This is a genomic window from Streptomyces sp. NPDC041814 (genome assembly GCF_055590565.1).
In genome coordinates this window covers 51,356-75,795 of record NZ_JBVJAM010000016.1, presented here as the reverse complement: position 1 = coordinate 75,795, position 24,440 = coordinate 51,356, and the positions used below count along the sequence as shown (strand labels likewise).

Here is a 24,440-nt window from a genome sequence, read left to right as displayed (position 1 = left end):
CGTCCAGGTCCGGTACCGGCGGCAGGTCCGCCGTCCGTCTCGTTGCACACCATAGCCCCCGGCGGTGCGGTGGCTCAACGCATTATTCCGCGCGGATCCGGTTGTGGCAGTCGTCCCCCGATCGGGTGATACGCATGGAGTTGGACCGGTCGCGGACGGTTAGGGTGCCGCACATGACCTCCCCCCAGACAGCCACCGGCACGTTCACCCAGGCCCAGTTGGGCACCCTCATCCTGATCGGCTGGAGCGGCGAGTACCGGCAGAGCGGGCGCGACGCCGCCTTCCTGCTCGCCTATTCGCTGGGCGACGGATCGGACGGCCCGGCGGCCGGCGAGCACGCCATGCGGCTCGCGTTGCAGCGCTGCGGGCTCCCCGTCGGCGGTGCGCCGGTGCGTGCCGACGAGACGCCGGGGCTGCCCGTGAAGCTCCTCGTCCAGGCCGGCCAGGCCGTCCTGACCCTGCCGCACTTCAAGGCGCAGTACCCGGTGCCGCCCGAGTGGCTGGCGGCGGCGACCGAACAGGGCGAGGTGCACGCGATGTTCGCGACCCGTCCCTGGCCGCAGGGCGCTCCGGGCCTCCCCGTCGGCGAGGCGGAGCTGCGGGCCTTCGCGGGCGACCCGGACACCATCGCGACCTCGGCGCACTGTGTGCTCCCGGTGCGCAGCCTCGGCTGACCCGGACCACGGCAGAGGCCCACCACCCGGCGAGGGTGGTGGGCCTCCGTCATGCCGTACGCGCCCGCGTCGCACAGGACGGACGACGCGGGCGCGGCACGCGATCAGTTGTTGGCGACGCCGTTCCCGGAGAGGACCGGGATGTCGTCCACCAGGTGCGACAGGGGCTCGTCGCCCTTGGCCTGGGTGGAGTTGTCGGCGCACTGCTGGTTCTGCGGGTTGGACAGGACGTTGACGTCCTGGACCGCGACGGGCACCAGCAGGCCCACCAGCGAACCGACGTTGGCCTTGACCGGGACACCCAGGCACAGGTCGTTGAGCGAGCCCTGGATGAGCTGGGCCTGCGGGCTGCCGTCGCCCTGGGTCTCGGCGTTGCCGTACGAGCTGGCGGCGCCGTTGCCGTTGAGGGTCGTGGTGCCCCCGTCGTTACCGATCGCCATGGCCGAGGGGGCCGCGGCGGCCGACAAGCCGACCAGGGACACGGCCACTGCCGCGCCGGCCATCATCTTCTTCATCACGCTTCACCTTTCGGAGCGTTCCGTTTGGAACGTACTGATCAACCCCGTGCGGACGCTTCGGTTCCGCTGATCCACCCAAATGGGTTCGATCCCGCATGAGTTCGACGGGCCGCGTCAGCTCCGGCCGCCCGCTTCGGCCGAGGTGCGCGCCGGGGGCACGAGTCCGCACGTGCGGGCGGGGCCGGGGTCCGGGGCCGGTTCGGCCCGGGCGGCGCGCCACTCGGCGAGGAGCCGGTCGTAGATCGGGGTTGCGCTGTCGGGCTGCCGGCTGTGGTGCTGGTCCATTCCCAGGCCCTACCCGCTGCGGGGCGGAACGGCCGCCCGTACTACGGCAAGCGGCCCAGCGAGCCGCCCTTTCGGGCGACCGCCGGGCCGCGTGTGGTGCGCCGTCAGTGCCGGTCAGTTGTTGCCGGCACCGTTGCCCGAGAGGATCGGGATGTCGTCCAGGATGTGCGACAGGGCCTCGTCGCCCTTGGCCTGGGTGGAGTTCTCGGTGCACTGCTGGTTCTGCGGCGAGGACAGGACGTTGATGTCCTGGACCGAGATCGGCACGACGCCGAGCAGCGAGCCCACGTTGGCCTTGGCCGGCAGGGCGATGCAGGGCTTGTTGAGCGAGCCCTGGATGAGGGCGAACTGCGGGCTCCAGTCACCGTGGGTGGCGGAGTTGCCGTACGCCTGCATGGCACCGTTGCCGTTGACGGTCGTGGTGCCCTGGTCGTTGCCGATGGCCATGGCCGACGGGGCGACCGCGGCCGAGACGCCGACGATCGATGCGGCGACGGCCGCCGAGGCCATCATCTTCTTGATCATGAAACTGCCCTTCTGGTTTTCTCTGACTTGCCCGCCGGAGCCGAGCGCACTGATCAACTCGGCGTGGCGGGAATGGTTGTGGCACATCACCCGAAGGTGCGGGTCAGTTCGAGAGCGGGAGTCCGCCGAGGAGCGGGGCCGCACCGTTGGCCGCGTCGGTGGCCTGGCCGGCGACCTTCGCGACGGTGCCGTCCTCGTGCAGGCGTTCGGCGGCGCCGCTCACGGTGTCGAGCACCGGGTCGACCGCCTGCGGGGCGGCCGCCGTGATCTGGTTGACGCCTCCGTCGAGGCTGAAGCTGGGGGCCGTGGTCGTGGTGACGGCGAAGGCGGGAGCAGCCGTGCCGAGTGCGACCACGGAACCGGCGACGAGCGCGGCGGTCTTCGCGTACTTCACTTTCGGGTTCCCTTCTCAGCGGCGGCCGTTCCGGTCGCGTCCCCGCGCCGCACGTTGCCTTCTTGGCCGTGTTCCCGGCCGCCCTTTCCCTGGCTAACGAACCGGATACGGCGGGGAAACTGTGCGGCGCGGGATTTCTCGGGGCGCGGGAAAAATTCTGGGCACGGGAAAAGCCCCGGACCGTTCAGAACGCGGTCCGGGGCCTTTCGAGCCGAGAGAATTCGGCGAGGTGGATCAGTCGTTGACGCAGGCGTTGCCGAAGGCCGGGTTCAGCAGGCCGATCACGTCGATGGTGTTGCCGCAGACGTTGACCGGGATGTGGACCGGCACCTGGATGTTGTTGCCGGAGATGACACCCGGGGAGGCCACGGCCGCGCCCTCGGCGCCCGAGTCGGCGAAGGCCGGGGCGGCGGCACCCATGGCCATGAGCGTACCGGCGGCGACGGCGGCGATCTTGGTGTACTTCACTTGAAACCCTTTCTTGTGCGGAGTCCGGAGCGGCCACGGCTTTCGTGCCGCACGAGCGCGGACCTGATCGCTCGTAACTCCGCCACTCTCATTCGTAACGATTTCGGACGGTACGCGACACTGCTCGGCGAGGAGATTGCTCGAATAACGCCCGAATGATGCAGTTCCGGTCAGCCGACCGTGTGCCCGCCCGACCCGCGCGAGGCGGCAGCGGGCCCGGGCCGGCCGGAGGAGGAACGCCGGCGACCCGGGCCCGGGAGGGGGCCGGGCCGGGTCAGCGGTTGCCGGCGCCGTTGCCCGAGAGGACCGGAATGCCGTCCAGGATGTGCGACAGCGGCTCGTCGCCCTTGGCCTGGGTGGAGTTCTCGGTGCACTGCTGGTTCTGCGGGTTGGACAGGACGTTGACGTCCTGGACCGCGATCGGGACGAGGCCGATGAGCGAACCGACGTTCGCCTTGAGCGGCAGGCCGACGCAGGGCTTGTTGAGCGAGCCCTGGACCAGGTCGAACTGCGGGCTGCCGTCACCCTTGGTCACGGCGTTACCAAACGACTGCGAGGCACCGTTGCCGTTGACCGAGGTCGTGCCACCGTCGTTGCCGATGGCCATCGCCTGCGCGGCGCCGAGCCCGAGGATGGAGGCGGCGACGGCACCCGTAGCCAGGACCTTCTTGATCACGATGAACCCTTCTCGTACTGGATACCCCGTAGCCGGAGCGCCCTGAACAACTGGCGGACCGACGTTTGGTTATCGCCATTCACCCGAATGCCTGGAAGACACGGACGCCCGTACGAAAGTGATCGAGTAATACTGTCGGAAATCGAGAGACGAAACGTTCACTCGCAGCCCCGCCGCGTGCGCACGAAAAATTCACGGCATTCACGTTTCCCATGCACGCGGACGTCGTTATGGGTGTCGTCAAGCCGCTCCGCCAGGAGGGCCGCCTCTGGATGGGCGGGTCCGACGGCTGCTGCACCGCCTGATGAACGAACTGAGGGCCCCGGGCCCTCAAGAAATGTCCCAAGGAAGGGCACCAATGCGAAAAGCCTTGAGTAAAAGCATGCTCGTCATGGCGGCGGCGTCAGGCATCCTGACCGCCTCCGGCGGCTATGCCTTCGCCGATGCCACGGCCGACGGTGCGGCCGTCGGTTCGCCCGGCGTGGCCTCGGGCAACGTGGTTCAGGTCCCGGTGCACGTGCCCGTCAACGTGTGCGGCAACACGGTCAACGTGATCGGTGCGCTCAACCCCGCCTTCGGCAACGAGTGCGAGAACGAGGGCGGTTCCGGCGACGGCGGCTCGCAGGGCGCGAGCGCCCAGGGCGTGGCCGCCGGGTCCCCCGGCGTGCTCTCGGGCAACGTGGTCCAGGCCCCGGTCGACATCCCGGTCAACGTCTGCGGCAACAGCATCAACGTGGTCGGCCTGCTGAACCCGGCCGCGGGCAACGAGTGCGAGAACGGCGGCGACGACGAGGGCAACCCGCCGACCGAGCACCCGCCGCACAAGCCGCCGCACCACAAGCCGCCGAAGGGTCACCACGACCACGACTGCAACTGCGGCCACGAGCACAACCCGCCGAAGCCGCACCACCCGCCGAAGCCCCCGAAGCCGCCGGTGCACCACCACGACGACGACTGCCCGCCGAGCCACCACCACAACCCGCCGAAGCCGCACCACCCGCCGAAGCCCCCGAAGCCCCCGGTGCACCACCACAACGACGACTGCCCGCCGAGCCACCACCACAACCCGCCGACCCCGCCCGTGGAGAACCCGCCCACGCACACCCCGCCGACCCACACCGGTTGGCACCACACGCCTCCGAAGCACCACAAGCCGCCGCAGATGGCGCACACCGGTGCCAACGAGAACCTGGGCATCGCCGGTGGCGCCAGTGCCGCGCTGGTGCTCGGTGGCGGCCTGCTGATGCGCCGCGCCCGCGCCGCGAAGAAGTGAACTGACGCTCCCTGAGCACGAAGAGGTCCGGCCCGACAGCCCTGAGCTGTCCGGCCGGACCTCTTGTCTTCGCCGCCACGCGCGGCGTACGGGTCAGACCGTGCCGAGCCCCGCGCGGTCCAGGCAGGCGGCGACCGCCGCCGTCTCCCCGGCGTCCAGCGGGCGCATCGGCGGGCTCATCACATTGGTGGCGATGATCCCCCGCAGCATCAGCGCGGTCTTGAACGCGCCGAGCCCCGCCGCCGTGGCCGACGCCGTGCCCGGACGGGCGGCACGCACGATGTCGAACAGCGCGACCAGGCGGTCCTGCTCGGTGCGCGCGGCCGCCCAGTCACCGCGCACCGCCGCCTCGTGCAGGCGTACGTACCCGTGCGGATCGACGTTGCCGAGCCCCGGCACCGAGCCGTCGGCGCCACCGAGCATCATCGCGTCGACCACCAGCTCGTGACCGGTGAGCACGGAGAAGTCCGGTAGCTCGCGGGCGCCGATGACCAGCCGGCGGAACGAGCCGTCGTCGCCGCTGGAGTCCTTCACACCGGCCAGCACCCCGTCGGCGGCCAGCGGCAGCAGCAGTTCCGGGTCGAGCTTGCTGTGCACGCAGACCGGCACGTCGTACGCCAGGACCGGCAGGTCGAGGGCGGCGGCGACGTCCCGGAAGTGGCGGTCGATCTCCGTGGCGTGGGTGCGGGTGTAGAACGGCGCGGTCACCACGACGGCGTCGGCGCCCAGTTCCGCGGCGCGCCGGGCGCGTTCGATCGCCCGGTTGGTGGTGGTCTCTATCGCGCCGACGAGGACCGGCACCTGGCCGCCCGCCGCCGCCGTGACGGCCTCGATGACCCGGTCCTGCTGTCCCGGGGTGAGGTAGGCGGTCTCGCCGGAGCTGCCGAGGGCGAAAAGACCCGTGACGCCGCCGTCGATGAGGTGCGCGACGACCCGCTCCAGCGACGGGAGGTCGAGCTCGCCGTCCGCCGTGAGCGGGGTGACGACGGGCGGGATCACTCCCGTGTGGCGGGGGGTGCGGGCGGTCATGCGGCGCTCCTTGCGGACGGTACGGGGGACGCGGGGGTCTGGGGATGGACGCAGTGGTGGCGGTGCCCGTCGGGCCCCTCGGCGCGTTCCGGGAAGGCGGTGGCGCAGGCGTCGTCCGCCTTCCAGCAGCGGGTGCGGAAGGGGCAGCCGGACGGCGGGTTGGTCGCCGAGGGGACGGGGCCGGTCAGCACGATGCGCTCGGTGCTCTCCAGCAGGCTGGGCGTGGCGGAGAGCAGGGCCTCGGTGTACGGGTGGGCGGGGGCGCCGGCGACGTCGGCCGCGCGGCCCTCCTCGACGATGCGGCCGAGGTAGAGGACGGCGATGCGGTCGGCGAGGTAGCGCACGGTCTGGATGTCGTGCGAGATGAACACCATGCCGAGGCCGAGGCGTTCACGCAGGTCGACCAGGAGGTTGAGGACCTGGGCGCGGACCGACACGTCGAGCGCGGAGGTGGGTTCGTCCGCGACGATCAGTTCCGGTTCCAGGGCCAGGGCGCGGGCGATGGCGACGCGCTGGCGCTGGCCGCCGGAGAGCTGTCCGGGCAGCGCGGCGAGGGTGTGGCCGGGGAGGCCGACCAGGTCGAGGAGTTCGGCGACCCGGGCGGTGCGTGCCTCGCGGGTGCCCCGGCGGTGCACGTCGAGCGGGTCGCGGAGGATCTGTTCGACGGTGAGGCGCGGGTTGAGCGCGGTGGACGGGTCCTGGAAGACGACGCCGACGGCGGAGCCGAAGTCCTGGCGGCGCTGGGTGCCGGTCATCTCCCACAGGTCGCGGCCGTGGAAGGTGACCGTGCCCTCGGTGGGCTTCTGGAGGCCGGTCAGGACCCGGGCGAGGGTGGACTTGCCGCAGCCGGATTCGCCGACGAGGCCGACGATCTCGCCGCGCTTCACCTCCAGGTTCGCGTCGGTGAGTGCGTGGACGGCGTCGCGGCGGAAGACGCCCCCGCTGCGTGCCTTGTGGCGTACGTGGACGCCGTCGAGCCTGATCACAGGGCGCTCCTTTCCAGCTGGGCGGTCTTCGCGGGGTGGTGGCAGGCGAAGCCGTGGTCCTGCTCGGCGCCGCGCGCGGTGAGTGCCGGGGTGGTGGTGCGGCACAGTTCGGTGGCCGCGCCGCAGCGCGAGGCGAACCGGCAGCCGGGGCCGAAGCCCTGGGGCGCCGGGACGACGCCGCGGATCTGGTGCAGCCGGTCGGCGCCGGCCTCCAGCGAGACGACGGAGCCGAGCAGGCCTCGGCTGTAGTGGTGGGTGGGGGCGGTGAGTACGGAGCGGGTGGAGCCGATCTCGGCGAGCCGTCCCGCGTACATCACCGCGACGCGGTGCGAGAGGTCGCCGACGAGGGCGAGGTCGTGCGAGACGAGGACCATGGCGAAGCCGAGTTCCTCGCGGAGCCGGACGAGGAGTTCCACGACCTGGGCCTGGACGGTGACGTCGAGGGCGGTGGTCGGTTCGTCCGCGATGAGCAGGCGGGGGCTGCGGGAGAGGGCCATGGCGATCAGGACGCGCTGGCGCTGGCCGCCGGAGAGTTCGTGCGGGTAGCTGCGCAGGGTGCGTTCGGGTGAGAGGCCGACGAGTTCGAGGAGCTCGGCCGGTGTCTTCGTCCCGCCGCGCGAGGTGAGCTGCCTGAGCTGGGTGCCGACGAGTACGGAGGGGTTGAGGGAGGAGAGCGCGTCCTGGTAGACCATCGCGATCTCGGGGCCCATCAGGGCGCGGCGTTCCTTCGGCGGGAGCGCCAGGAGGTTGCGGCCCCGGTACAGGATCTCGCCGCTGACCTCGGCGTTGCGGGCGAGGAGGCCCATGACGGCGAGGCTGGTGATGGACTTGCCGCAGCCGGATTCGCCGACGAGGCCCAGGGTCTCGCCCTCGTGGACGGTGAAGGAGAGCGCGTCCACGACCGGGGTCGTGCCGTACCGGTCGGGGAAGCGGATGGCGAGGTCGCGTACGACGAGGAGCTCGGCGGCGTCCTCGGGGACCGGGGTGATGGTGGCGTCCTGGGCGTTGACACGCCGGGCGAGCTTGGCCAGGGCGGCGTCGATGTCCACGGTGGAGCGGGCCTCGACGGGGTCCGGGGCGGTCGGGGTGTCGGAGGGGGCCGCGGGGCGGGCGGACCTGGGCGCGGCGGACGCGTCGGTCAGGCCCTCGGAGAGGATGTTGAGGGCGAGGACGGTGACGAGCAGGGCGAGGCCGGGGAAGAAGGTGGCCCACCAGCCGCCGGCCAGGAGGATCTGCCGGCCGTAGGCGAGGACGCTCCCCCAGCTGGGGTCCGGGTCCTGCACTCCGGCGCCGATGAAGGAGAGGCTGGCCTCGAAGATGATCGCCTCGGCGACCATGACGGTGGCGAACACCATGACCGGGGCCATGCAGTTGACGGCGACGTGCCGGAGCACGATGTAGCCGCGCCGGGCGCCGATGACCTTCTCGGCGGCGACGTAGTCCTCCCCGTACTGGGACAGCACGTTGGCGCGGACCACGCGGGCGAGCGAGGGGGTGTAGACGAAGGCGATGGTGAAGATGATGACGGGGATGCTGGTGCCGAAGACGGCGACGAGGACGGCGGCCAGCGCGATCGGCGGGAACGACATCACCACGTCGAGGGTGCGCATCACGGACTCGTCGCCGAGCTTGCGCGAGGTGGCGGCGAGCGCGCCGAGCAGGGAGCCCGCGACCAGGGCGACGGCGGTGGCGCCGAGGCCGATGACCAGCGAGTAGCGCGAGCCGTGGACGACGCGGGCGAAGACGTCGCGTCCGGCCCGGTCGGTGCCGAACCAGTGGTCACCGCTCGGTGCCTGGACGGGCGTTCCGGTGGTGAGCGGGTTCTGGGTGAGCAGCGGGGCGAGGACCGCGCCGAGCACGACGAGGACGAGCACGCCGAGCGCGATGCGGGAGGTGACCGGCAGCGCGCGGAAGGCGATGCCGGGGCGGGAGAGCTTGGTGGTCAGCCGGCTGGTGGCAAACATGTCAGACCGTCCTGATGCGCGGGTTGACCAGCAGGTAGAGCAGGTCGACGATGACGTTGACCACCAGGAAGGCGATGGCGATGGTCAGTACGGTGCCCTGGACCAGGGCGACGTCGCCGCCCGTGACACCTTCGAGGATGAGCTTGCCCATGCCGGGCAGGTCGAAGATCGCTTCGATGACGACGGCGCCGCTGAGCAGGTAGCCGACCTTGACGCCGAGCACGGTGAGCGGGGTGACGAGCGCGTTGCGCAGCACCGAGCGGATCACCAGGAACACGGGCAGGCCGTTGCCGCGTGCGGTGCGGACGTAGTCGCGGTCGAGTTCGGCGACCATCGAGGTCCGTACGAGGCGGGCGAGCGAGGCGGCGACGGGGACGGCGAGCGAGACGGCGGGCAGGGCCATGGAGCGCAGCCAGCCGCCGAAGGAGTCGGCGGGGTTGGTGTAGCCGCCGGTGGGGAAGACCGGGGAGTTCAGGGCGAACTGCTGGATGAGCAGGACGCCGAGCCAGAATGAGGGGATGGCGACCCCGGCCATGGACAGCACCCGGAAGAGCTGGTCGGGCCAGCGGTCGCGGTACATCGCGCCGAGCACACCGGCGACGACGGCGAGGACGATCGCGAGGATCAGGCCGAGGATCGTCAGCTGGAGGGTGAGCGGGAAGGCTGCGGTGATGCGGTCCGCGACGGGCTGGCTGGGCGGGACCGTCATGCCGAGGTCCAGGTGGAGCAACTGGCCGAGGAAGTGGAAGTAGCGTACGGGCAGCGGGTCGTTGAGACCGTTGGCCTCGGCGAAGGCCGCACGGGCCTCGGGTGTGGCGCTCTCCCCGAGCGCGTTGAAGGCCGGGTCGACCGGCGAGAACTGCAGCACCACGAAGACGAGCAGCGCGATACCGAGGATCATCACCGGCATCATCGCGACGCGGCGCAGCGCGAGCCGGAGAAAAGCAACCATCGTCGGGTTCCTTGCGGTTGGGCGGTCCGGTCCGGGACGCGCCGGGTGGGGTCGTACGTCCCGGACCGGGGTTTCGGGCGGGGGGCTGACGAAGCCCTCAGCCGCGGCTGACGTCCAGGAAGGACAGGCCCGTGGTGGGCAGCGGCTTGAAGCCGGGGAGCGCCTTCTCGTTCCAGGCGGTGGGCAGCTTGCGGTGCAGGATCGGGTAGAGGGCGGCCTCGTCGGCGACGAGGTCGGTGACCTGGCCCCACAGCTCCTTGCGCTTCGCCTCGTCGGCGGCCTGCGCGGCCTTGTCGAGGGTCTGCCGCACCTTCTTGTACGCGGCGGACCTGCCCCAGCCGTAGCGGCTCTCGGGCCAGAAGCCGTAGTAGAACCAGCGGAGCAGCAGGTCGGCGTCGTTGCCGAAGACGGAGGGGTCGCCGGGGGCGACGAGGACCTCGAAGTCGCCCTTGTCGATCTTGGCGTACTGGGCCGGGGACTGGGCGATGTTGAGCGTGACCTTGACGCCGGCGGCCTCCCAGCTCTCCTTGAGCAGCGGGGCGATGTCCTTGACCCAGCCGGTGTCGGTGGTCAGGACGGTGAAGGAGAGGCCCTTGACGCCCGCCTCGTCCAGGAGCTTCTTCGCCTTGTCCACGTCGTGCGTGTAGACGGTGGCGGCCTTGTGGTAGTCGGGGTGGGTGGCGGGGACGTAGCCGGTGGCGGCGGAGGCGTTGCCGACCATGGCGGTGGAGATGATCTTCTCGGTGTCCAGGGCGTAGTGCAGCGCCTGGCGCACCCGCTTGTCGGCGAACCGCTTGTCGGCCGTGTTGAACATGAGGAAGAGCAGGCCGAAGGACTGCACCGACTCGGTCCTGGCGGAGCCGGAGAGGCGCTTGACGTCGATGTAGGGGACGTCCTCGATGGCCTGGACGCGGCCCGACTCCATGGCGCTGACGCGGGCCGACTGGTCGGACATCAGGCGCCAGACCATCTTCTTGGCCTTGGCGGGGTGGGCGCCGTTGTACTTGTCGTACGCCTCGAAGACGATCTTGTCCTCACGGGTGGCGGACACGAACTTGTACGGCCCCGAGCCGACCGGCTTGGCGTCGAACGCCTTGGGGTCGGGCTCCACGATCTTCTTGGGCACGATCCGGGCGACGGCGATGCGGGACGGGAAGAGCGCGAAGGGGTACTTGAGCTTGAACTCGACCGTGCCCGCGTCGACGGCCTTCACCGCGTCGATGAAGGGCACGAACTGGGCCATCAGGGAGGCGTTCTTCGGGTCCAGGATGCGTTCGAAGCTGAACACCACGTCGTCGGCGGTGACGGGTGAGCCGTCGTGGAAGGTGGCGCCCTTGCGGAGCGTGGCGCGGTAGGTGGTGGCGTTGATCTTCTTCGGCATCTCGGTGGCCAGGGCGGGCCGCGCCACGAGTGTTGCCGGATCGAGATCCACCAGGCCCTCGAAGATGTGCATATTGGCGGCGTACGGGGTCGCACCCGAGGTGATCATGGGGTCGAAGCCGGTCGACAGCGGGTAGGACAGGCCGGCCTCGATGAGGTCGCTGCCGCTGCCCTTGTCGGTCGAGCCGTTGGCGGTCGAGGACGGCCCGCCGCACGCGGACAGGCCGGCCGTGATGGCGGCCGCGGCGCCGACGACGCCGGTGTAACGCAGGAAGGTGCGGCGCTCGACACCGGCTGATCTCAGCTCGGGCACGGGTCCTCCAGGGACTTGAGGTGGGGCGTCTGGGACGGAAATCGGGGGCCGGCGCAGGTTCACGGGGACCGCGAGACCCTGAGCGTCAGACGTCAGATGTCTGATGCCTTGATAGCGTGGGAACGTAGCTTGACAATCGAGAGGGGTCAAGAGGTGGGGAGTTCACATATGTCCGGAACGAAACCCGGCCGGCAGCTGCTCCGGCAGGAAGTCGTGGACGGCATCAAGCGGTACATCCTGGAGGAACGACTCCGTCCCGGGGACCCGCTGCCCACCGAGCCCGCCCTGTGCGAGGCGCTCGGCGCCAGCCGTTCCAGCGTCCGCGAGGCCGTCAAGATCCTCAACGCGCTGGACATCGTGGAGGTCCGGCACGGCCACGGCACCTACGTCGGCCGGCTGAGCCTGTCCGCGCTCGTGGAGAGCCTGACCTTCCGGGGCCTGCTCTCCCCCGACGACGACTTCCAGGTCATGGCCGATCTGGTCGACGTGCGCGAGCTGTTCGAGCGCGGGATGGCCGACCGCATCGTCTCGCGGCTCAGCGCGGAGCAGCTGGACGCGCTGGACGCCCTCGTGGCCACCATGCGCGAGACGGGCGCCCAGGAGGGGCACGGCTTCGTGGACGCCGACCGCGCCTTCCACGCCCAGCTCGTGGCCCCGCTGGGCAACGAACTGATCGGCCAGCTCTCGATGGCCTTCTGGGACGTCTACACGATCGTCGCGCCGCATCTGGACGGCTTCACGCAGGCCGACGAGACGGAGACGATCACCGCCCACCAGAACATCGTGGACGCCGCGCGGGCCGGTGACATCGCCGGATTCATGAAGGCGCTCGGCGAGCACTACGCGCCTGTGCGCCGCCGGATCGCGGAGGCCCGCGCCCGGCGCTGAGCCGCCGCGCGGCGCGGGGCCGTCGCCCGGGCGGGCGCGCGGGCGACTCCGGAACGCCCCTTGACGGCCGCCTCGGGCGGTGCCTAGGGTCCGTGTGCCGATAGGACATCTGACGTCATGCATCTGATGTCGAAGTTCACGCTCCCGGCACTCCCCCGCCGCGCCCCAGGAGGGCACCCCCATGCCGTTGACGGACCTCTCGCTCGACGCCTGCCGCGACTACCTGCCGCCGATTCCCGTCCCCGCGGACTTCGACGCCTTCTGGTCCCGGACCCTGGACGAGGCCCGCACCCACGCCTCCGACAAGCCCGTCTTCACGGAAACGCGGACGGGGCTCACCCAGGTCCGCACGTACGACGTGACGCTTCCGGGCTTCGCCGGGCAGCCGGTGCGCGGCTGGCTGCGGATGCCCGCCGGGGCGGCCGAGCCCCTGGGCTGCGTGGTGGAGTTCCTGGGCTACGGGCGCGGCCGTGGCCTGGCCCACGAGAACCTGCTGTGGGCCTCGGCCGGTTACGCCCACCTGCTGATGGACACCCGGGGGCAGGGCTGGTCGGCGGCCGGCGGCGCGACCGCCGATCCGGACGGCGGCGCGTCCGGAGTGGTGCCCGGCTTCCTGACCCGGGGCATCGAGAGCCCCGAAACGTACTACTACCGGCGGCTGTTCACCGACGCGGTGCGGTGCGTGGACGCGGTGCGCGAGCACCCGGAGATCGACCCGGACCGGATCGTGGTGACCGGGGTCAGCCAGGGCGGCGGCATCACGCTGGCGGTCGCCGGGCTGGTGCCGGGGCTCGCCGGGGTCATGCCGGACGTGCCGTTCCTGTGCAACGTCCGCCGGGGCGCCGAGGTCGCGGGGCGCCCGCCGTACACCGAGATCGCCGAGTACCTCCGGCTGCACCGCGACCGCACCGAGTCGGTCTTCGCCACCCTCGCGTACTTCGACGCCGCACTGCTCGCCACCCGGGCGACGGCCCCCGCGCTGTTCTCCATCGCGATGATGGACGACATCTGCCCGCCCTCCACCTGCTTCACCGCCTACAACGGCTATGCCGGGCCCAAGGACGTACGGGTCTATCCGTTCAACGGGCACGAGGGCGGCGCGGAATACCAGCAGCGGGAGCAACTGGCCTGGGTGGCCTCCCTGTTCACCGGCCTGCCATCGGGGCAGGCCGGCCGCTCCTGACCGGAGGCACCCTCCTTCGCCTGCGTACCCCCTTCCAGAAGCACCACCCCTTCCGAGAAGAGAGATCGTCCATGCAGCGAACCGTCCCTGTCGCCCTGCTCGGCGCCGCCCTGCTGGTCGTCACCACGACCGGCACCGCACAGGCCGCGTCGCCCGCCCCCGGCACGCTCACGTCCCAGGACCTGACCGTCGACGGCGTCGGCTCCCCCCACTACCGCATCCCGGCCCTGACCACCTCGAACAAGGGCACCTTGCTCGCCGCGTACGACGCCCGGCCCACCCTGGCCGACCTGCCGTCCAACATCGGGATCGTGCTGCGGCGGAGCACCGACGGCGGAACGACCTGGCAGGCGCAGCAGGTGGTCCGCAAGGACGCCGCGCCCAAGGGGTACGGCGATCCGAGCCTGCTGGCCGACCGGGTCACCGGGCGGATCTTCCTGTTCTACGCGGCCGGGGAGAACCAGGGCTTCTTCGGTTCGGCCACCGGGAACGACGAGTCCGATCCGAACGTCCTCCAGGCCGACTACAGCTACTCCGACGACGACGGGCTCACCTGGACCCACCGCCGGATCACCGGGCAGATCAAGAACCCGGCCTGGGGCGGGATGTTCGCCGCGTCGGGCGAGGGCATCCAGCTGCGCAACGGCCCCCACAAGGGCCGGCTGATCCAGCAGTACGCCATCCGGAACAACGGGGCCAACTACGCGGTCAGCGCGTACAGCGACGACCACGGCGAGACCTGGCACATGGGCACCCCGGTCGGCCCCGGCGGCGACGAGAACAAGACCGTCGAGCTGAACGACGGCACGGTCATGCTCAACAACCGCTCGGCGCCGTACCGTACGGTCGCGTACTCCTCGGACGGCGGCGTCACGTACACACCGTTCGTCCAGGACACCGAGCTGCCGGACCCGGCGAACAACGCCTCGGTCATGCGGTACGCGCCCGACGCTCCGGCCTCGGACCCGCAGTCCTCCTGGCTGCTGTTCAGCAACACGGAGGCGACCTCGCGCAAGAACCTCACGGTCAAGATGTCCTGCGACAACGGGAAGACCTGGCCGATCAAGAAGGTGGTGGACCCGGGTGCCGCCGCCTACTCGACGCTGACCCGGCTCCCGGGCGGGCGGCTCGGCCTGCTGTACGAGCGGGGGAACTACGAGCACATCACGTACTCCTCGTTCGACCTGAAGTGGCTCGGCGGCACCTGCGCGGACATCACCATCACCCCGCCGGCCACGCTGAAGGCCGGGACGACCGCGGAGATCACCGTCCGGGTCGTCAACCGGATGGACGTCCGCCGCGACGCGGGCACGGTCGAGCTGACCGTGCCCGCGGGCTGGACGACGAAGCCGGTGGCGTTCCCGGCGACCCGGCCGGGTGAGGGCGCCAATGTGAAGGTCCCGGTCACCATCCCGGCCGGCGCCTCCGGTGACGCGAAGCTGACGGCGACGTACCGGGCGGGCGGGAAGACCGCGTCGGGGAGCGCGACGGTGACGGTCACGCCGTAACCGCCGCGTCCGGTCACGCGGTCAGCGTGGCCATGTCCACGACCCGGCCGGCCGCTTCGGCGACCGCCGGGTCGTGGGTGGCGACGACGGTGACGCACTGGTCCTCGCGGGTGCGTTCGGCCAGCAGCGCGGCCAGTTCGCCCGCCTGGGACCGGTCGACCGCCGCGGTCGGCTCGTCCACGAGGAGGAGCCGGGGCGACAGGAAGAGCGCCCGGGCCAGGGCGACGCGCTGGCGCTCGCCGCCGGACAGCTGCTCGGGGCGGTGGCGCAGCCGGTGCCCCAGGCCGACCGCGCGCAGCGCCTCCTCGGCCCGGGGCCGGTGCGTGCGGGGGCTGCGGCCGCCGATGTACGCGGCGGCCAGGAGCTGTTCGACCGCGGGGAGGGCGGAGAGCAGGTTGCCGCTCTGGAACATGTAGCCGATGTGGTCGCGGCGGACCCGGGCGCGCCCGGCGTCGGTGAGGGCCGCGAGGTCGTCGCCGCCCAGCAGGACCCGGCCGGCCGAGGGCCGCAGCAGGGCGCCCGCGACGGCCAGCAGCGAGGACTTGCCGGAGCCGGAGGGGCCGACGAGGGCGGTCAGGACCCCCGGTTCGAAGGTGAGGGCCAGGTCCTCGAAAACGGTGGTACGGGTGTCGCCCCGCCCGAAGGCGACGGTGACGCCGTCCAGTTCGAGCGTCCGGGGCGTCGGGGCGTTCATCGGTTGGCTCCCAGCATGGTCAGCGGGTCGGCGGAGGTGACCCGCCGCAGGGTGAGCGCGGTGCCGGCGAGCCCGACGGCCGCGACGGTGCACATGGTGGTGACGAGCGTGGTGGCCGGCAGGCTGAAGGGCACCTGCTCCCCCACGAGGAGCCCGACCGCCGCCGCGAGGACGGCGCCGAGTGCGGTGCCGGCCGCGACGACCAGGGCCGCCTGGACGACGGTGTGGGCGAGCAGCCGCCTGCGGGAGGCGCCGAGGGCGCGGAGCAGGGCGAGTTCGGGGCCGCGCTGGACGGTCCACACGGCGAAGAACGCGCCGACGACGAGCGGGGCGATCAGGTAGAGGAAGACCTGGATCGAGGTCATCGTGACGCGTTCGCCGGTGTAGCCGGGGGCCGCCTCGTACGCCTCCTCCTTGCTGAGCGTGGTGGTGGAGTGGCGCTCGTCCAGGTCCGCCGCCGGGGTGCCGGGCGGGGTGCGCAGGGCGAGGGCGCTGACCTGGTCGGGGACGGAGGTGGCGGCGGGGGCGCCGGGGGTGCTGAACCGGATCCGCTGCCAGGTCTTCAGGGGGACGTAGGCGGCGGGCACATGGCCGTAGCTCAGGCGGCCGGTGGCCCCGACGACGCGGAGCCGGATGCCGAGGCGGTCGATGACGAGGGTGTCGCCCACGGCCACCCCTTCGTCGGTGAGCGCGTCGGAGACGACGACGGTGCCGGTGTCGGACGGGGTGAGCCGGCTGCCGCTGGTGACGGCGGGGCTGAGGAAGCCGTCCGGTTCGACCCCGAAGGCGGCGAGGTCGACCTCGGCGCCCCGGTCGGTCGTGCCGCGGGTGATGGAGACGCCGAGCGGCGTGGTGTCGGTGCCCGCGTCCGTACGCCAGGCGGCGGCCGTCCTCGCGTCGAGGAGGCTGCGGGCGAACTGGTCGGAGCGGGCGTCGGACGAGAAGACGAGCTGGGAGGCGGGCAGGGCCCGCAGGGCCGAGACGGTGTCGTCGCCGAGGCCGGTGGTGAAACCGGAGACGATGCCGACGAGTGCGGCGACGAGCACCACGACGGACCCCATGAGCGCGAAGCGCCCTCGGGCGGCGCGCAGCTCCAGCAGTGCGAGGAACACGGCGGTTCCCTTCGAGGATTCGGTGGAGGGACGGTTCGTTTTAGGGACGGTGCGTCGCCAACATAGATGATGGGGACGCACCGTCCCCAAGTGGGGTCCGCATCCGGGCGGGGCTCCTAGACTGGGCGGATGCCCCGGATCAGCGCCGCCACGGTCGCCGAGCACCACGCCCAGCAGCGGCTGGCCCTGGTGCGGGCGGCGCGCGAGCTGCTGGAGGGCGGCGACGCGGAGGCGGTCACCTTCGCGGCGGTCGCGCGGGCGACGGGCCTGGCGCGCAACAGCGTCTACAAGTACTTCCCGGGCCGGCCCGAACTCCTCGCGGCCGTGGTCGAGGACGCGCTGCCCCGCTGGACGGACGCCATCGATTCCGGCATGGCGGCGGCGCGCACGCCCCGGGAACGGATCGCCGCGTACGTCTGCGCGCAGCTGGAACTGGTGCGCGGCGGCGAGCACCGGATCGCGCGGGCGCTGACCGGGGTGCGGGACGCCCAGCTGGTGCGGGAGAGCGCGGGCCGGGTGCACGGAGCGCTGCTCACCCCGCTGACCGAGGCGCTCACCGAGCTGGGCGACGACGATCCCCGCCGCACGGCGGTCCTGCTCCAGGGCATCGTCAACGCCGCCACGACGGCGATCGAGGCGGGCGACGACTACGCGGCGGTCTCCGGGCGGGCGGTACGCATGGCGGTCAGGGCGGTCACGGGCGGACCGGGCGCCTCCGCCTGAGGCCCCCCTCCGTCACCCCGCGTCCAGCCGGTCCCGGATGCCGTCGAAGTGGGTGCGCATGGCGCGGACCGCGCGTTCGCCGTCGGCCGCCGCGACCGCCTCCACGATCTCGCGGTGCTGGCGGCAGGTGACCGACGGGTCCTGGTGGCCATCGTCGAAGTCCTCGCGCACCCGGTCCATCGCGGCCCAGAACGCGTCCAGCACCTCGCTGAGCAGGTGGTTGTCGAGCGAGGCGTAGAGCGCGAGGTGGAAGGCCCGGTCCGTGGCGCGCGCGACCCGGCCGCCCTCCGCCGCCTCGGTCTCCATCTTCGTGACGAGCGCGCGCAGGACGGCGAGGTCGTCCTGCGGGACGCCCGCCGCGACGGCCCCGACGAGCCCGGCCTCCAGCGCCTCGCGCACCTTCATCAGCTCGGCCAGGCCCGGTTCGCCCTGGCGGTGGCGGACAGCGGCGCGGAAGGCCAGGCCCTCGGCGAACGGCGACAGGGAGAGCGAGCCCACGAAGGTCCCGTAGCCCCGGCGGATCTCCACGACCTTGACCGCCTGGAGCGACTTCAGGGCCTCGCGCACGGAGACCCGGCCCGCCTCGAAGAGGTCCATCAGCTCGGTCTCGGTGGGCAGGGCGTCACCGGGGGCGAGGCGGCGCTCCAGGATGAGCTCCTTGACCCTGCGCTCGATGTCCTGAGCCATGGTGGGCCGCGCCACAACGTCCTCCCGAGGTGCTGGTGCCCCTTGACCGTTCGCAGGAGCGTCTGATTAAGGTACCGCAGACATAAGACATCTTACGTCTCACGTCTGGAGCCCTCTTCATGTCTCTGTCCGCACCGCTGCGCGGCGTCGTCCCGCCGGTCTGCACCCCCCTCGACCGCCGCGGGGAGATCGACACCGCATCGCTCGCCCGCCTCGTCGACCACCTCATCGGCGGCGGTGTGCACGGGCTGTTCGCGCTCGGGTCCACCAGCGAGGTCGCCTACCTCACCGACGACCAGCGCGCCACGGTCCTGGAGACCGTCGTCAACGCCGCCGACGGCCGGGTCCCGGTCCTCGCCGGGGTCATCGACACGACCACGGCCCGGGTCGCCGGGCATGCCAGGGCCGCCGCCGCCCTCGGCGCGGACGCCCTGGTCGCGACCGCGCCCTTCTACACCCGCACCCACCCCCGGGAGATCGCCGCGCACTTCCGCCGGCTGCGCGCCGAGGTGGACCTGCCGCTGTTCGCGTACGACATCCCGGTCGCCGTGCACAGCAAGCTCTCCACCGCCCTGGTCCGGGAGCTGGCCGAGGACGGCACGCTGGCCGGGCTCAAGGACAGCAGCGGCGACGAGGGCGGGCTGCGCCGGCTCGTCGTGGAGCTCGGCGGCCGCGAGGGCCGGGCGCACGGTCCGGTCCCTGACTTCAGCATCCTCACCGGTTCCGAACTGACCGTGGACGCGGCCCTGCTGGCCGGTGCCGACGGGGTCGTCCCGGGCATCGGCAACGTGGACCCGGCCGGTTACGTACGGCTCTACGAGGCCGCGCGCGCCGGGGACTGGACGCTGGCCGCCAAGGAGCAGGAGCGGCTGGTCGAGCTGTTCGCGATGGTCGACGCGGGCCCGGAGGCGGACATGGGCCGCAGCTCGTCCGCGCTCGGCTCGTTCAAGGCGGCGCTCGCGCTGCTCGGGGTCATCGAGTGCGGCGACACGGTGTTCCCGCAGATCCAGCTGTCGGCGGAGTCCGTCGCGTACGTCTCCGGGCGGCTGCGCGACGCGGGCCTGCCGCCGGTCCGATGACGGCTGCGACGGCGGCCCCCGGGGCGCCTTCGACGCGGCGGCCGGTCGTCGGCCTGGACCTGGGCGGGACGAAGATCGCCGCCGCGCTGTTCGGCGCGGACGGCACCGTGGTCGCGCGGTGCTCCCGGCCCACCCCGGCCCGCGACGGCGCTGCCGCGGTGCTCGACGCGCTCGCGGCGGCCGTCGCCGAGGCCGACCCCGGCCGCACCGCGTCCGTGCTCGGCGTCGCCGCGGCCGGAGTCATCGATCCCCGCACCGGCACGGTCACCAGCGCCACCGACGCGATCCGGGGCTGGGCCGGGACCCCGCTGGGCGCCGGCCTGGCGGACCGCACCGGATACGCGGTGGCCTGCGACAACGACGTACGCGCCACGGCGGGCCCCGAGCTGGACGCGCTGCGCGCCGAGCACGGCGGCCACGCCTCGCTGCTGTTCGCGGCGATCGGGACCGGCGTCGGCGGCGCGGTCGCGGCCGACGGACGGATGGTGCACGGCGCGTCCGGCATCGCCGGGCACCTGGGCCACCTGCCGAGCCCGGAGGCGGCCGGGCTGCCCTGCACCTGCGGAGGAGCCGGCCACCTGGAGGTCATCGCCTCCGGGCCCGGGATCGCCGCCCACTACGAGCGGCTGACCGGCGCGCCCGTGGACCGCCTGGAGACGGTCGCCGCGCGCGCCGCCGGGGGCGACGCGGACGCCGTCACCGCGATCACCACGGGCGCCCGGGCCGCCGGCCGGGTGCTCGGCGGGCTCGCCAACGCGCTCGGGCCCGACCGGGTCGTCGTCGGCGGCGGGGTCCCGCGCATCGGACCGCTGTACGGGGACGCGCTGCGCGAGGCGTTCGCGGCCGAGCTGATGCGCCCGCTGCGCGGCCTCGTCCCGCGCGCCCCGCTCTTCGGTCACGACGCGGCCGTGCTCGGCGCGGCGGCCCTCACCCTCACCCTTCCCCTCCACCAACCGGGAGCTCTGCGATGAACGCACAGGAACTGGCCACCGCCCTCCGGGGCAAGCTGATCGTGTCCTGCCAGGCGCCCCCGGGCGACCCGATGCGGGACACCGACACGCTGGTGCGGCTCGCGCGGTCGGCGGTCGCCGGCGGCGGCGCGGCGATCCGGGCCAACGAGCCGGAGGTCGTCGCCGCGATCACGGCCGCCGTGGACCTGCCGGTCGTCGGGCTCTGGAAGGACGGCGACACCGGGGTGTACATCACGCCGACCGTCCGGCACGCCCTCGCGGTGGCCGGGGCCGGGGCGGCCGTCGTCGCGGCGGACGCCACCGACCGGCCGCGCCCCGACGGCTCGACGTTCGCGGAGCTGGTCGAGGCGGTGCACACGGCGGGCGCGCTCGTCATGGCCGACGTCTCCACCCTCGCCGAGGGCGTCGCGGCAGCCCGGCTCGGCGCGGACTTCGTCTCCACGACCCTGTCCGGCTATGTGCCGGGGCAGCCGAAGCAGACCGGGCCCGACCTGGACCTGGTCTCCGCACTCGCCGCCGCGATCGACGTACCCGTCGTCGCCGAAGGCCGTATCAACACCCCCGAGGACGCGGCCGAGGCCCTGGCGCGCGGCGCGCACAGCGTCGTCGTCGGCACCGCCATCACCGCGCCCACGGCCCTCACCGCCCGCTTCGTCGCGGGCCTCCCCCAGCGCTGACCTGCCCCCACTTCGCGGGGCGGCTGTTCAAGGACGAGCGCCGTCCCGCATCCTGGAGTCACCGTGCACCACACACCCCCCACCCTCCCCTGGTACCGCCAGGTGAGCCGCACCCAGTGGAAGTCGTTCTTCGCCGCCTGGATCGGCTATGTACTCGACGGCTTCGACTTCGTGCTGATCACCCTCGTGCTGACCGAGATCAGCGACGACTTCGGGCTCAGCACGGTGCAGGCGGCCAGTCTGATCTCCGGCGCCTTCATCACCCGCTGGCTCGGCGGCGCCGTGCTCGGCGCCCTCGGCGACCGCTACGGCCGGAAGCTGTCGATGGTGGCGAGCATCCTGCTCTACTCGCTGGGGACCTTCGCCTGCGGGTTCGCGTGGAACTACCACAGCCTGTTCGCCGCCCGGCTGGCCATCGGCATGGGCATGGCCGGCGAGTACAGCGCCAGCTCCACGTACGTCATGGAGAGCTGGCCGCCCGCGCTGCGCAATCGGGCCAGCGGCTTCCTGATCTCCGGCTTCTCGGTGGGCTCGGTGCTGGCCGCCCAGGTGTACGACTGGGTGGTGCCGTCGCTCGGCTGGCGCTGGATGTTCTACCTCGGGCTGATCCCGATCGCCGTCGCGCTGTGGATGCGGCGGGCGCTGCCCGAGGCGGAGGAGTGGACCGAGTCCGTCGCGGACGGGGATGCGAAGCCCAACCCGTTCCGGCCGCTGTTCCTGACCCCGCGCCGGGCGGCCGTCAACACGGTCCTGGTGGCCGTCGCCACGCTCGCGCTCTTCCTGGTCTTCACCCCGGGCGGCGCCGGCATGGTGCCGGTGCTGTCGGTGGTCGCCGGGGTCTCACTGGCGGCGCTCGCGGTGCAGCTGGGCGGGAAGCGCGGCTGGGTGCTGTATCTGTCGATGATCGTGACGCTGTTCTTCGCGTTCCTGTACTCCTGGCCGATCCAGGCGCTGCTCCCGACGTATCTCAAGACGGAGCTGGGCTATTCCACCGGCCAGGTCACCGATGTCCTGTACTTCGCGGGCTTCGGCACCATGGCGGGCTGCTGGATGGCCGGCTTCCTCGGGGACCGGATCGGCACGAAGAAGGCGTACGCGCTGACGCTGCTGGCCTCGCTCGCCTTCGTGTACCCGGTCTTCGCGGTGGAGGACAACCTCCTGCTGCTCGGCGCGCTGCTGTTCCTGCTCCAGGCGACCAGCTTCGGGATCTCCGGCCTGCTCCCGCGCTACATCGGCGGCCACTTCCCGACCCGCAGCCGGGGCGCGGCGCTCGGCTTCACCTACAACGTGGGTGCGCTGGGCGGGGCGGTCGCCCCGGTGCTCGGCGCGCACCTGGCATCGGGGATGAGCCTGGGGCAGGCCCTGGCGGTGCTGACCTTCGCGGGCACGGTGATCGTGGTGCTGCTCGTCGGCTTCGACGTCCCGGCCCGGCTGAACCGGCTGACGGACCCGGAGGCGCGGGAGGACCACCTGGCGGCGGGGCCGGTGGCGGACGAGCGGGTGCGCGTGAAGCAGTAGGACGAGGGACGGCGGGGGACGGGCCTCCGGGCCTGGTCCCCGGCCGGCCGAAGATCGTCCGCGCGCCCGATGGATCCGGCCGGGGCGGCGGCCAGGGTGGGTGCACGCCTATCGAAGGAGTGCACCATGTCGTACCCAGAGCACCTGGAGTACCCGGAACCCCGCTACCTCGGCGCCACGGGCGAGGTGAACGCCGTTTTCCGTCCTGCCGGCACCCCGCCGGACATCTCCTCGCCGGGCGGCGGCGCCACCCACTACCTCGCCACCCATGAGTCGACCGCCGGTGAGTTCGGGCTGTACAAGGTGGATCTGGCCGACCGGTCCGCCGGTGCGAAGACCCACTTCCACAAGGCGATGTCGGAGTCGTTCTACGTCCTCTCCGGCGAGATCGAGCTCTACAACGGCGAGAAGTGGGTCACCGGCCGGACGGGTGACTTCCTGTACGTGCCGGTCGGCGGGCTGCACGCTTTCAGGAACGTGAGCGACGAACCGATGTCCATGCTGATGCTGTTCTCGCCGGGTGCCCCGCGCGAGGAGTACTTCGAGCGGGTCGCGGAGATGTCGCAGCGCGGCGGCGAGGAGCTCAAGCGGTTCCGCGTCCGGCACGACAGCTACTTCACGGAGGACTTCGGCCCGGACGCCACGTAGCCGACCCGTCAGACCGCCACGCGCTCGAAGACCGCCGCCAGGCCCTGGCCGCCGCCGATGCACATGGTCTCCAGGCCGTAGCGGGCCTCGCGGCGGTGGAGCTCGCGGGTGAGCGTGGCGAGGATGCGGGCGCCGGTCGCGCCGACCGGGTGGCCCAGCGAGACACCGGAGCCGTTCACGTTGATCCGCTCCTCGTGGTCCTTCTCGCCGAGGCCCATCTCGCGGGTGCAGGCCAGGACCTGGGCGGCGAACGCCTCGTTCAGCTCGATCAGGTCGAGGTCGGCGAGCGTGAGCCCGGCGCGGCCGAGCGCGGCCTCGGTCGCGGGGACGGGGCCGAGGCCCATGGTCGCGGCGGGCACCCCGGCCCGGGCGAAGGAGACCAGCCGGACGAGCGGGGTGAGGCCGAGGCGTTCGGCGGTGGCGGCGCTCGTCACCAGGCAGGCGGCTGCCGCGTCGTTCTGGCCGCTGGCGTTGCCCGCGGTGACGGTGGCCTCCGGGTCGGACTTGAGCATGACCGGGCGGAGCGCGGCGAGCTGTTCGGCGGTGGTGTCGGGGCGGGGGTGCTCGTCGGCGGTCACCACCGTCTCGCCCTTCCTGGTCTTCACGGTGACGGGGACCGTCTCCTTCTCGTACCGGCCCTCCGCGGCGGCACGGCCCGCCCGCCGCTGCGAGCGCAGGGCCAGCGCGTCCTGGTCCTCGCGGCTGATCCCGTACGCCCGGCGCAGGTTCTCGGCGGTCTCGATCATGCCGCCGGGGACCGGGTGGTGGACTCCCCCCGCGGTGACCCGGCCCCGGGCGAGCGCGTCGTGGAGCTGGAGGCCGGGGCCCTTGATGCCCCAGCGCCCGTCGTGCGTGTAGTACGGGGCGCCGCTCATCACGTCGACGCCGCCCGCGATCACGACCTCGCTGAACCCGGCCCGGATCTGCATCGCCGCGTCCAGGACCGCCTGGAGCCCGGAGCCGCAGCGGCGGTCGGTCTGGAGGCCGGTCACCGACTGCGGGAGCCCGGCGTCCAGGGCGGCGACCCGGCCGATCGCGGGGGCCTCCGCCGAGGGATAGGAGTGGCCGAGGATCACCTCGTCCACCCGGTCGGGGTCGATGCCGGTGCGGGCGACGACCTCGGCGATCACCCGGGCGGCGAGGCCGGCCGGCTTCTGCGCGGCGAACACCCCGCCGAAGCGGCCGATGGGGGTGCGCAGGGGTTCGCAGATCACGACATCGAGGGCGTCGGGCACGGCAGGGCCTTTCCGGAAGACGGAGTGCGTGGGTCCGGCACGACCCTCGCACCCGGCGGCGGGACCGGTCCAATACCCAG

General features: G+C 72.4%; 26 protein-coding genes. 11 read left to right on the top strand and 15 right to left on the bottom strand.

The window, feature by feature from the left end; all coding sequences use genetic code 11:
* The first annotated feature begins 173 nt into the window (after positions 1-173).
* Positions 174-674 carry a DUF5949 family protein gene (locus tag ACZ6C6_RS31460; RefSeq protein ID WP_469207752.1) on the top strand — a complete coding sequence of 167 codons (501 nt, stop codon included), beginning with the start codon at positions 174-176 and terminating at the stop codon, positions 672-674.
* Between the two features lie 104 nt (positions 675-778).
* On the opposite strand, the gene ACZ6C6_RS31455 is transcribed toward ACZ6C6_RS31460, so the two are convergent.
* From ACZ6C6_RS31455 to ACZ6C6_RS31430, 6 genes are all read right to left on the bottom strand, one after another.
* On the bottom strand, positions 779-1,189 hold the full coding sequence (locus ACZ6C6_RS31455; protein ID WP_469207750.1) for a rodlin: 411 nt from the start codon (positions 1,187-1,189) through the stop codon (positions 779-781).
* A gap of 117 nt (positions 1,190-1,306) precedes the next feature.
* Complete coding sequence (locus ACZ6C6_RS31450) at positions 1,307-1,477, bottom strand: hypothetical protein (RefSeq protein ID WP_469207748.1); 171 nt, start codon at positions 1,475-1,477, stop codon at positions 1,307-1,309.
* A gap of 114 nt (positions 1,478-1,591) precedes the next feature.
* Entirely contained in the window at positions 1,592-2,002 is a 411-nt protein-coding gene (locus tag ACZ6C6_RS31445; protein ID WP_018100605.1) for a rodlin, read from the bottom strand.
* Positions 2,003-2,105: 103 nt separating this feature from the next.
* The gene (locus ACZ6C6_RS31440) at positions 2,106-2,396 is read right to left on the bottom strand and encodes a hypothetical protein (RefSeq protein ID WP_469207746.1); all 291 of its coding nucleotides are present in this window, start codon (positions 2,394-2,396) and stop codon (positions 2,106-2,108) included.
* 234 nt (positions 2,397-2,630) lie between these two features.
* Positions 2,631-2,864 (bottom strand): chaplin, encoded by a 234-nt coding sequence (locus ACZ6C6_RS31435; protein ID WP_469207744.1) that lies wholly within the window; start codon positions 2,862-2,864, stop codon positions 2,631-2,633.
* Positions 2,865-3,138: 274 nt separating this feature from the next.
* The gene (locus ACZ6C6_RS31430) at positions 3,139-3,540 is read right to left on the bottom strand and encodes a rodlin (RefSeq protein WP_365685747.1); all 402 of its coding nucleotides are present in this window, start codon (positions 3,538-3,540) and stop codon (positions 3,139-3,141) included.
* Between the two features lie 382 nt (positions 3,541-3,922).
* Between ACZ6C6_RS31430 and ACZ6C6_RS31425 the strand changes: the two genes are divergently transcribed.
* A complete protein-coding gene (locus ACZ6C6_RS31425; protein ID WP_469207742.1) occupies positions 3,923-4,813 on the top strand; it encodes a chaplin in 891 nt (296 codons plus the stop codon).
* Positions 4,814-4,906: 93 nt separating this feature from the next.
* Here the strand turns inward: ACZ6C6_RS31425 and ACZ6C6_RS31420 are convergent, their stop codons facing one another.
* From ACZ6C6_RS31420 to ACZ6C6_RS31400, 5 genes are all read right to left on the bottom strand, one after another.
* Positions 4,907-5,842 (bottom strand): dihydrodipicolinate synthase family protein, encoded by a 936-nt coding sequence (locus tag ACZ6C6_RS31420; protein ID WP_469207741.1) that lies wholly within the window; start codon positions 5,840-5,842, stop codon positions 4,907-4,909.
* Positions 5,839-6,828, bottom strand: a complete 990-nt coding sequence (locus ACZ6C6_RS31415; protein ID WP_469207739.1) for an ABC transporter ATP-binding protein — start codon at positions 6,826-6,828, stop codon at positions 5,839-5,841. The genes ACZ6C6_RS31420 and ACZ6C6_RS31415 overlap by 4 nt, the downstream gene beginning before the upstream one ends.
* Positions 6,825-8,792 (bottom strand): dipeptide/oligopeptide/nickel ABC transporter permease/ATP-binding protein, encoded by a 1,968-nt coding sequence (locus tag ACZ6C6_RS31410; RefSeq protein ID WP_469207737.1) that lies wholly within the window; start codon positions 8,790-8,792, stop codon positions 6,825-6,827. The genes ACZ6C6_RS31415 and ACZ6C6_RS31410 overlap by 4 nt, the downstream gene beginning before the upstream one ends.
* A 1-nt stretch (position 8,793) precedes the next feature.
* The gene (locus tag ACZ6C6_RS31405; protein WP_469207735.1) at positions 8,794-9,744 is read right to left on the bottom strand and encodes an ABC transporter permease; all 951 of its coding nucleotides are present in this window, start codon (positions 9,742-9,744) and stop codon (positions 8,794-8,796) included.
* A gap of 97 nt (positions 9,745-9,841) precedes the next feature.
* Complete coding sequence (locus ACZ6C6_RS31400; protein WP_469207733.1) at positions 9,842-11,437, bottom strand: ABC transporter substrate-binding protein; 1,596 nt, start codon at positions 11,435-11,437, stop codon at positions 9,842-9,844.
* A gap of 168 nt (positions 11,438-11,605) precedes the next feature.
* Between ACZ6C6_RS31400 and ACZ6C6_RS31395 the strand changes: the two genes are divergently transcribed.
* The 3 genes from ACZ6C6_RS31395 (at position 11,606) to ACZ6C6_RS31385 (ending at position 15,016) form a co-directional block, all read left to right on the top strand.
* Positions 11,606-12,325 (top strand): FadR/GntR family transcriptional regulator, encoded by a 720-nt coding sequence (locus tag ACZ6C6_RS31395; protein ID WP_365685738.1) that lies wholly within the window; start codon positions 11,606-11,608, stop codon positions 12,323-12,325.
* 181 nt (positions 12,326-12,506) lie between these two features.
* Positions 12,507-13,508: an acetylxylan esterase gene (locus ACZ6C6_RS31390; protein WP_469207731.1), complete on the top strand. Its 1,002-nt coding sequence runs from the start codon at positions 12,507-12,509 to the stop codon at positions 13,506-13,508.
* 71 nt (positions 13,509-13,579) lie between these two features.
* Positions 13,580-15,016 (top strand): exo-alpha-sialidase, encoded by a 1,437-nt coding sequence (locus tag ACZ6C6_RS31385; protein WP_469207729.1) that lies wholly within the window; start codon positions 13,580-13,582, stop codon positions 15,014-15,016.
* A 13-nt stretch (positions 15,017-15,029) separates the two neighbouring features.
* Here ACZ6C6_RS31385 and ACZ6C6_RS31380 read toward each other — a convergent pair whose 3' ends face one another.
* Positions 15,030-15,710, bottom strand: a complete 681-nt coding sequence (locus tag ACZ6C6_RS31380) for an ABC transporter ATP-binding protein (protein ID WP_469207727.1) — start codon at positions 15,708-15,710, stop codon at positions 15,030-15,032.
* Positions 15,707-16,822: an ABC transporter permease gene (locus ACZ6C6_RS31375; RefSeq protein ID WP_469207725.1), complete on the bottom strand. Its 1,116-nt coding sequence runs from the start codon at positions 16,820-16,822 to the stop codon at positions 15,707-15,709. Before ACZ6C6_RS31375 ends, ACZ6C6_RS31380 begins: the two co-directional genes overlap by 4 nt.
* A gap of 129 nt (positions 16,823-16,951) precedes the next feature.
* Here ACZ6C6_RS31375 and ACZ6C6_RS31370 point away from each other — a divergent pair, with 129 nt between their 5' ends.
* Positions 16,952-17,545: a TetR/AcrR family transcriptional regulator gene (locus ACZ6C6_RS31370; protein WP_469207723.1), complete on the top strand. Its 594-nt coding sequence runs from the start codon at positions 16,952-16,954 to the stop codon at positions 17,543-17,545.
* A gap of 12 nt (positions 17,546-17,557) precedes the next feature.
* On the opposite strand, the gene ACZ6C6_RS31365 is transcribed toward ACZ6C6_RS31370, so the two are convergent.
* A complete protein-coding gene (locus ACZ6C6_RS31365; protein ID WP_469207721.1) occupies positions 17,558-18,247 on the bottom strand; it encodes a FadR/GntR family transcriptional regulator in 690 nt (229 codons plus the stop codon).
* Positions 18,248-18,351: 104 nt separating this feature from the next.
* Between ACZ6C6_RS31365 and ACZ6C6_RS31360 the strand changes: the two genes are divergently transcribed.
* The 5 genes from ACZ6C6_RS31360 (at position 18,352) to ACZ6C6_RS31340 (ending at position 23,125) form a co-directional block, all read left to right on the top strand.
* Positions 18,352-19,311, top strand: coding sequence for a dihydrodipicolinate synthase family protein (locus ACZ6C6_RS31360; RefSeq protein ID WP_469207719.1), 960 nt, complete (start codon positions 18,352-18,354; stop codon positions 19,309-19,311).
* Positions 19,308-20,282: an ROK family protein gene (locus ACZ6C6_RS31355; protein WP_469207717.1), complete on the top strand. Its 975-nt coding sequence runs from the start codon at positions 19,308-19,310 to the stop codon at positions 20,280-20,282. Before ACZ6C6_RS31360 ends, ACZ6C6_RS31355 begins: the two co-directional genes overlap by 4 nt.
* On the top strand, positions 20,279-20,959 hold the full coding sequence (locus ACZ6C6_RS31350; protein ID WP_469207715.1) for an N-acetylmannosamine-6-phosphate 2-epimerase: 681 nt from the start codon (positions 20,279-20,281) through the stop codon (positions 20,957-20,959). The genes ACZ6C6_RS31355 and ACZ6C6_RS31350 overlap by 4 nt, the downstream gene beginning before the upstream one ends.
* A gap of 63 nt (positions 20,960-21,022) precedes the next feature.
* Positions 21,023-22,477: a sialate:H+ symport family MFS transporter gene (locus tag ACZ6C6_RS31345; RefSeq protein WP_469207713.1), complete on the top strand. Its 1,455-nt coding sequence runs from the start codon at positions 21,023-21,025 to the stop codon at positions 22,475-22,477.
* A 126-nt stretch (positions 22,478-22,603) separates the two neighbouring features.
* Complete coding sequence (locus ACZ6C6_RS31340) at positions 22,604-23,125, top strand: cupin domain-containing protein (RefSeq protein ID WP_469207711.1); 522 nt, start codon at positions 22,604-22,606, stop codon at positions 23,123-23,125.
* An 8-nt stretch (positions 23,126-23,133) separates the two neighbouring features.
* On the opposite strand, the gene ACZ6C6_RS31335 is transcribed toward ACZ6C6_RS31340, so the two are convergent.
* A complete protein-coding gene (locus ACZ6C6_RS31335) occupies positions 23,134-24,360 on the bottom strand; it encodes an acetyl-CoA C-acetyltransferase (RefSeq protein ID WP_469207709.1) in 1,227 nt (408 codons plus the stop codon).
* Positions 24,361-24,440 lie beyond the last annotated feature (80 nt).